This window comes from Pseudomonas sp. Marseille-Q1929 (assembly GCF_017316265.1).
Lineage (GTDB): Bacteria > Pseudomonadota > Gammaproteobacteria > Pseudomonadales > Pseudomonadaceae > Aquipseudomonas.
Window position 1 is genome coordinate 1 of sequence record NZ_JAFLWU010000057.1, and the last position, 6,591, is coordinate 6,591.

General features: G+C 62.7%; 7 protein-coding genes. 5 read left to right on the top strand and 2 right to left on the bottom strand.

All coding sequences use genetic code 11. The features are described 5' to 3' along the window. The first annotated feature begins 281 nt into the window (after window positions 1-281). The 4 genes from J1G37_RS28780 (at window position 282) to J1G37_RS28795 (ending at window position 4,512) form a co-directional block, all read left to right on the top strand. Window positions 282-641: a hypothetical protein gene (locus J1G37_RS28780; protein WP_207047175.1), complete on the top strand. Its 360-nt coding sequence runs from the start codon at window positions 282-284 to the stop codon at window positions 639-641. A gap of 98 nt (window positions 642-739) precedes the next feature. Continuing rightward, a complete protein-coding gene (locus J1G37_RS28785) occupies window positions 740-1,180 on the top strand; it encodes a cytochrome c (RefSeq protein ID WP_207047177.1) in 441 nt (146 codons plus the stop codon). A 3-nt stretch (window positions 1,181-1,183) separates the two neighbouring features. Continuing rightward, entirely contained in the window at window positions 1,184-2,605 is a 1,422-nt protein-coding gene (locus J1G37_RS28790; protein ID WP_207047179.1) for a cbb3-type cytochrome c oxidase subunit I, read from the top strand. Window positions 2,606-2,670: 65 nt separating this feature from the next. Continuing rightward, entirely contained in the window at window positions 2,671-4,512 is a 1,842-nt protein-coding gene (locus J1G37_RS28795) for a VWA domain-containing protein (RefSeq protein WP_207047181.1), read from the top strand. Here the strand turns inward: J1G37_RS28795 and J1G37_RS28800 are convergent. Both J1G37_RS28800 and J1G37_RS28805 read right to left on the bottom strand, forming a co-directional pair. Next, window positions 4,506-4,697: a protein DnrP gene (locus J1G37_RS28800; protein ID WP_207047183.1), complete on the bottom strand. Its 192-nt coding sequence runs from the start codon at window positions 4,695-4,697 to the stop codon at window positions 4,506-4,508. The two genes, J1G37_RS28795 and J1G37_RS28800, sit on opposite strands and share 7 nt — an antisense overlap. Next, the gene (locus tag J1G37_RS28805) at window positions 4,694-5,377 is read right to left on the bottom strand and encodes a Crp/Fnr family transcriptional regulator (RefSeq protein ID WP_207047185.1); all 684 of its coding nucleotides are present in this window, start codon (window positions 5,375-5,377) and stop codon (window positions 4,694-4,696) included. Before J1G37_RS28805 ends, J1G37_RS28800 begins: the two co-directional genes overlap by 4 nt. A 134-nt stretch (window positions 5,378-5,511) precedes the next feature. Here J1G37_RS28805 and J1G37_RS28810 point away from each other — a divergent pair. Next, a partial coding sequence (locus J1G37_RS28810; RefSeq protein ID WP_207047187.1) for an NnrS family protein occupies window positions 5,512-6,591 on the top strand: 1,080 nt, incomplete at its 3' end.

Here is a 6,591-nt window from a genome sequence, read left to right on the forward strand (position 1 = left end):
CTTGAATCCGTGGGCCGCCGTCATGGGCCATCCTTGGCCCAGGACGGCTAACCCGGCGTCCTGCCGGGTTACCCACGGATTCAAGCCTGCGTTCGGCCAGCGTGGTTAACGGGGCGCCTAAGATCAAAAGCTGAAAAGCCAAAGCCAAAGCCAAAGCCAACGCTTCGGGTTTTGTCAGGTCCGGTAGTTGTGTAGATACCTATGGCCATCGGGGGTAGGCCCATCCCACCTGCCTTGGGGAAAATGTGGGTGTTGGCCTTTACGAAAGCGCGGGGAATTAAATGGACTGGGAAATAGTCGGCATAGTTGCTGCGCTGATCATGATGCTTAGCTTTCCAGGGATCGCTTACAGCATGCTGACCAAACTGGAAACAGCGGAAAACTATTTGCCCCATAGCGTTTTCATCGTTTCAAACAAGTATCTATTTCGCGGTCAGCCTTTTGAGGGGAAGGCAATGCGATTAATGCTGCTGGCCTATGTGTTGATCATGCCGAAAGTCTTTTACTGGCGAAGACTTGTGGACCTTGACGAGGTGGCGAGAATCCCAAGAAGATTAAAGTTCTGGATCATCGCGCCCTGCCTGGTGCTCAACCTTTCTGGAGCGGTCATGACCGCCACTGGGATAGCGCATTATTTATAAGACACCCACCCACAATCCCCACTTCTTGATCGCCATCAATCACTTTCCATACCCCGCCTTCCTATCATGGCCCCCGCCAAGCCATGAGGAAGACGACCATGTCAGAGACCTTCACCAAGGGCATGGCCAGGAATATCTACTTCGGAGGGAGCGTGTTCTTCTTCCTGATTTTCCTGGCCCTGACCTACCACACCGAACAAACCTTTCCGGCCCGTAGCAACGTCGACCAGCTCACTGAATCGGTGGTGCGCGGCAAGGGTGTGTGGGAGCGCAACAACTGCGTCGGCTGCCACACCCTGTTGGGCGAGGGCGCCTACTTTGCGCCGGAGCTGGGCAATGTGTTCAAGCGCCGGGGCGGTGACGAAGGGTTCAAGCCGTTCCTGCACGCCTGGATGAAGATGCAACCCCTGGGCGTGCCAGGGCGCCGGGCCATGCCGCAATTCAATCTCAGTGACCAGGAGGTGGACGATATGGCCGAGTTCCTCAAGTGGAGCTCGAAGATCGACACCAATAACTGGCCACCGAACAAGGAGGGCTGAGCCATGCGCAGCGCCAACCCCTATCTGAAATTCCAATCCCAGGCCGTGGCCAAACCCTACTTTGTGTTTGCCCTGATGCTGTTTGTCGGCCAGGTGCTGTTCGGTCTGATCATGGGCCTGCAATACGTGGTGGGTGACTTTCTGTTCCCGTTGATCCCGTTCAACGTGGCGCGGATGGTCCACACCAACCTGCTGATCGTCTGGCTGCTGTTCGGCTTCATGGGCGCCGCCTATTACCTGGTGCCCGAGGAGGCGGACCGCGAGCTGCACAGTCCGAAACTGGCGATCCTGTTGTTCTGGGTGTTTGCCGTGGCCGGGGTGCTGACCATCCTCGGCTACCTGCTGGTGCCCTATGCGGCGCTGGCCAAACTCACCCATAACGAGCTGCTGCCCACCATGGGCCGCGAGTTCCTTGAACAACCGACCATCACCAAGATGGGCATCGTGGTGGTCTGCCTGGGCTTTCTCTACAACATCGGCATGACCCTGCTCAAGGGCCGCAAGACCACGGTCAGCATGGTGATGATGACCGGGCTGATCGGCCTCGCGGTGTTCTTCCTGTTCTCTTTCTACAACCCCGGCAACCTGGCGCGGGACAAGTTCTACTGGTGGTGGGTGGTGCACCTGTGGGTCGAAGGCGTATGGGAATTGATCATGGGTTCGATGCTGGCGTTCGTGCTGATCACGGTCACCGGTGTGGACCGTGAAGTGGTGGAGAAGTGGCTGTACGTGATCATTGCCATGGCCCTGATCACCGGGATCATTGGCACCGGGCACCACTTCTTCTGGATCGGCGCGCCGCAGGTGTGGCTGTGGGTCGGCTCGATCTTCTCGGCGCTGGAACCGCTGCCGTTCCTGGCGATGGTGATGTTCGCCTTTACCATGGTCAAACGCCGGCGCCGCGAGCACCCCAACCGCGCCGCGACATTGTGGGCCAAGGGCACCACGGTGACAGCGTTCTTCGGCGCCGGGGTCTGGGGTTTCCTGCACACCTTGGCGCCGGTCAACTTCTACACCCACGGCACCCAGCTCACGGCGGCCCACGGGCACCTGGCGTTCTTCGGTGCCTACGCAATGATCGTGATGACCTTGATTAGCTACGCCATGCCGCGCCTGCGCGGCCTCGGTGAAGCGCCGGATGCACGCGCGCAGACCATTGAGGTCTGGGGCTTCTGGCTGATGGTGTTGTCGATGGTGATGATCACCCTGTTCCTCACCGCCGCCGGCGCGGTGCAGGTGTGGTTGCAGCGTTGGCCGGTGGACGGCGTGGCACTGCCGTTCATGGCCACGGTGGAGCATCTGAACACGTTGTTCTGGGCACGCTTGGCCAGTGGCGTGGTGTTCCTGCTGGGGCTGCTCTGCTACCTGTACAGCTTCCGGCAACGGCGCGCGGTGGTCGGTGAAGCGGTGCCGATTGTGAACTGATCGTTAATCCCCAAGAGGGCGGCCCGGCTGGTACAGCGGGCCGTTTTACGTTTGGAGCAATGCCCATGGCCTTTACCCTGGAGCTGGAAGAGTGGGTCGGTAGTGCCTGGCACCGCTTTATCACCCGCCGTGCGAGCGTGGATTTCCCCGCCGCGCAGGTGCACTTGCACGACCGCCAACGCAGCCTGGCGCTGCTGTTTCGCGCCCTCGGCGGCGCCGGCGGCATCGCCCTGGAAGCGGCGGGCGAACGCGACCTGCTGCTGCGCCGCAACCTGCTGATGCGCATCGCCGGCACCTGCAAACAGGCACCGCTGGCTTCCTGCGACGGCAACCGTTTGCGCCTGCCGTCGCGCCTGGCAGTGTTCCCCCACGCGGCCCTCAACCTGGAGCTCTACCGCTGGCTGGCACTGCTCGCCGCACAATCCGGCCCGATGACCCACTGGGCGCGGGACAACCAGCGCTGGACCTGGTTGCTGCTGCAACGCTATCCCGCCATGGGCCCCAGCTATCGGCGCCTGGTCGATGCCCATCTCGCCTTGCGCCCTGACCCTGCCAGCCTGCGCCCCGACGAAGCAGCGTTGGAAAAAGCCTTGCGCAAGGCTCTGCGCGAACCCGGCAGCGTGCGCCACTTGCCGCGCAGTCAGCGTGCGCCCTGGCCGCTGCCGTTATGGCTGTACCCGCCGCTGCACCTGGACACGCCGCAAAGCGCCGACCTCGATGATGAAGGCGACGACCTCGCCGCCCATCCCGGCGAGCAACGCGGTGCGCCCAAACGCGCCACACGCCTGGACGACCAGCGTCGCGACGGTGGCCTGCTGGTGGTCCGCCTGGAAAACCTGTTCAGCTGGACCGAACACGTCGACCTCGACCGCTGGACCGACGACGGCCACGACCCGGACGCCGCGCGCGTCGCCGAAGACCTCGACCAGTTGAGCCTGTCGCGCCAACGCGTGCGCAAGAGCGGTGGCCTGAAACTGCACCTCGACCTGCCGCCCGCCGATGTCGATGACATCCCCCTCGGCGAAGGCATCAAGCTGCCCGAATGGGACTATCGTCAACAGCGCCTGCAAGACGCCTTCGTCAACCTGCAACTGATGCAGCCGCGCGACGCTGCGCCGCAACCGCTGCCGCCACGCCTGCAAGCCCAGGCCCAGCGCCTGCGTCGCCAGTTTCAGCTACTGCGCACCGACCGCCAATGGCAGTGCCAGCAACCCCAGGGCAGCGAACTCGACCTGCAAGCCTGGCTGGATTTTCATGTGCAGCGCCAGCACGCGGCCTGTGCCGAGCGCGGCCTGTTCATGGAGCAGCGTCACCGCCAGCGCGACCTCGCGTGCCTGCTGCTGGCGGACCTGTCGATGTCCACCGACGCCCATCTGAACGACACGCAAAAAGTCATCGACGTGATCCGCGACAGCCTGCTGCTGTTCGGTGAAAGCCTGGCCGGGGCCGGGGACCGGTTTGCGCTGTATGGGTTTTCGTCCCTGCGCCGGCATCACGTGCGCTTGCAGGAGCTCAAGTCTTTCCAGCAACCCTACGACGACCGTATACGCGGCGTGATCCAGGGTCTCAAGCCGGGTTATTACACGCGCATGGGCGCCGCCATCCGCCAGGCCACCCAGCTGTTGGGCGCCTGCCCGCAGCGGCGCAAGCTGCTGTTGCTGCTCACCGATGGCAAGCCCAATGACCTGGACCTGTACGAGGGCCGCTATGGCGTGGAAGACACCCGCCAGGCGGTGCTGCAGGCGCGGCGCGCGGGCTTGATCCCGTTCTGCATCACCATCGACAAACAGGCCGGCGACTACCTGCCGTACATGTTCGGCGCGAATGGCTTCACCCTGATCCGTCAGCCGCAGCAGTTGCCGCAGCGCTTGCCGCAGTTGTACCGGCAGTTGACCGAAGGTCAGTAAATACCCCGGGGCAACCAGAAGAACATCGCGATGCAAAACAGCAGCAGCCCCAGGCAGAACCACTGGAAGCGGCTCAGCCGCCGGGCCTGGTTGCTGGCCTCGGACGCCGGCAGCGGCATGGCGCAGTGCTCGCAGGTGTCGCGCTCCACGGCATTGCGGTGCTGGCAGTAGAGGCAGGTTTTCACTCGAATTGCTCCAGGCGCGAACGGTCGAGAATGGCGATATGGCGACCGTCCTGGGTGATGATTTTTTCATCGATCAGGCGCCGGATAATCCGCGAGAACGTCTCCGGCTGGATCGACAAGTGCCCGGCGATCAACTGCTTGGCCATGGGCAGTTCAAAGCGCGTCTCGGTGCTGTGCAGGCGCACCAGTTGCGTGAGCAGGTAGCGCACCACGCGGTGGGTGGCGTTTTTCAGCGACAACGTCTCGATCTCGTTGACCCGCTGGTGCAGGCGTACGCACAGCGTGCCGAGCAAGGCGAAAGTCAGGCGGCTGTTGCTCTGCAACAGGCGCATGTAGGTGGCGTTGGACAGGCGATACACCTGGGTCGGGCACACCGCTTCGGCGCACGCCACATAGTTGGGCGTGTCCATCAACATCATCGCTTCGGCAAAGGTCTGGCGTTCGCCGATGACCTCGAACACTTTCTCCTGGCCGTCCGGCGTCAGGCGGTAGATTTTCACCGCACCGGCAATCACAAAGTAAAACGCATCGGCCGGCTCGCCCTGGCGAAACAGCGGCTCGCCCTTGTCGACATTGAGCAATTGGCTGTTGCTCATCAACTCACTCAGTTGGGCCTCGTCCATGGGCTCGAACAGGTGGTGACTGCGCAGGATCTGGTGATGGACACGATGGAGCACCATCAATACCTCGGGACACAAAGGGGAAGGGGGCTCAAGGCTAATCCGACTGCCCTTGGCACAGCTTGATCTGCGACAAGGGCAAGACGCGGGCACAGGCGCACCATCGCCACAGAACTGAGTTGAGGAGCCGCAACATGCACGTACTGGATCGGCGCAAGGCATTGTCGATTACCCCGTTGTTTCGCCTGGCCTTCCGGCCTTTTTTTCTCGGTGCGTGCCTGTTGGCGGCACTGGCGATTCCCCTGTGGCTGCTGGCCCTGGGCGGCATGACCGGCGGTTGGCAACCGGCGGGCGGCTGGCTGGCGTGGCATCGGCATGAGCTGTTGTTTGGCTTTGGCGTGGCGATCATCGCCGGCTTCCTGCTGACGGCGGTGCAGACCTGGACCGGCCGCCCCGGCCTCAGCGGAGCGCCCCTGGCCGCACTGGTGGTGGTGTGGCTGGCGGCGCGCGTCGCGGGGTTGCTCGACCTGCCGCTTGCGTTGCGGGTGCTGCTGGAATTGAGCTTTCCCCTGGCCGTGGCCGGGGTGATGGGCTGGACGCTGTGGAAGGTCCGGCAGACGCGCAACTATCCGATTGTGTTGGTGTTGGTGCTGCTGGCGGGGGTGGATGGGTTGTCGTTGGTTGACGCGGGCCTGCAACGCCAGGCGGTGCTCGCTGGGTTGTGGTTGGTGGCGGCGATGATGGGGCTGATTGGGGGGCGGGTGATTCCGTTTTTTACCCAGCGGGGTTTGGGGCGGGTTGAGGTGGTCAAGCCTTGGCCGTGGTTGGATTATCTGTTGCTGGGTGGGTCGGTCCTGGTTGCGTTGTTTTATGCCAGTGGGGTGGCGCTGTTCCCTCAGTTGTGGCTTGGCGCGCTGTTCGTTGTGCTTGGATTGGGGCATTTGTTGCGGTTGGTGCGCTGGCATGATCGTGGGCTGTGGCGTGTGCCGCTTTTGTGGTCGTTGCATTTGGCTTATGCCTGGCTGGCGTTGGCGTGCCTGGGTATGGCGCTGTGGCATTTTGGGGTGTTGTTGAATCCTAGCCTGGCGGTGCATGCGTTGACGGTGGGGGGGATGGGTGGGTTGATTTTGGCGATGATTGCGCGGGTGAGTCTTGGGCATACGGGTCGGCCGTTGCAATTGCCACGGGGGATGGGGGTGGGGTTTGTGTTGTTGAATGTGGCGTGTGTGTGTCGGGTGTTTTTGGTGGGGGTTTGGCCGGTGGTGGGGTTGTGG

Bases quoted from the DNA above. Each gene is read 5' to 3' on its own strand.
- J1G37_RS28790 (WP_207047179.1), top strand. From the start codon at position 1,184: ATGCGCAGCGCCAACCCCTATCTGAAATTCCAATCCCAGGCCGTGGCC.
- J1G37_RS28805 (WP_207047185.1), bottom strand. From the start codon at position 5,377: ATGGTGCTCCATCGTGTCCATCACCAGATCCTGCGCAGTCACCACCTG.
- J1G37_RS28780 (WP_207047175.1), top strand. From the start codon at position 282: ATGGACTGGGAAATAGTCGGCATAGTTGCTGCGCTGATCATGATGCTT.
- J1G37_RS28785 (WP_207047177.1), top strand. From the start codon at position 740: ATGTCAGAGACCTTCACCAAGGGCATGGCCAGGAATATCTACTTCGGA.
- J1G37_RS28795 (WP_207047181.1), top strand. From the start codon at position 2,671: ATGGCCTTTACCCTGGAGCTGGAAGAGTGGGTCGGTAGTGCCTGGCAC.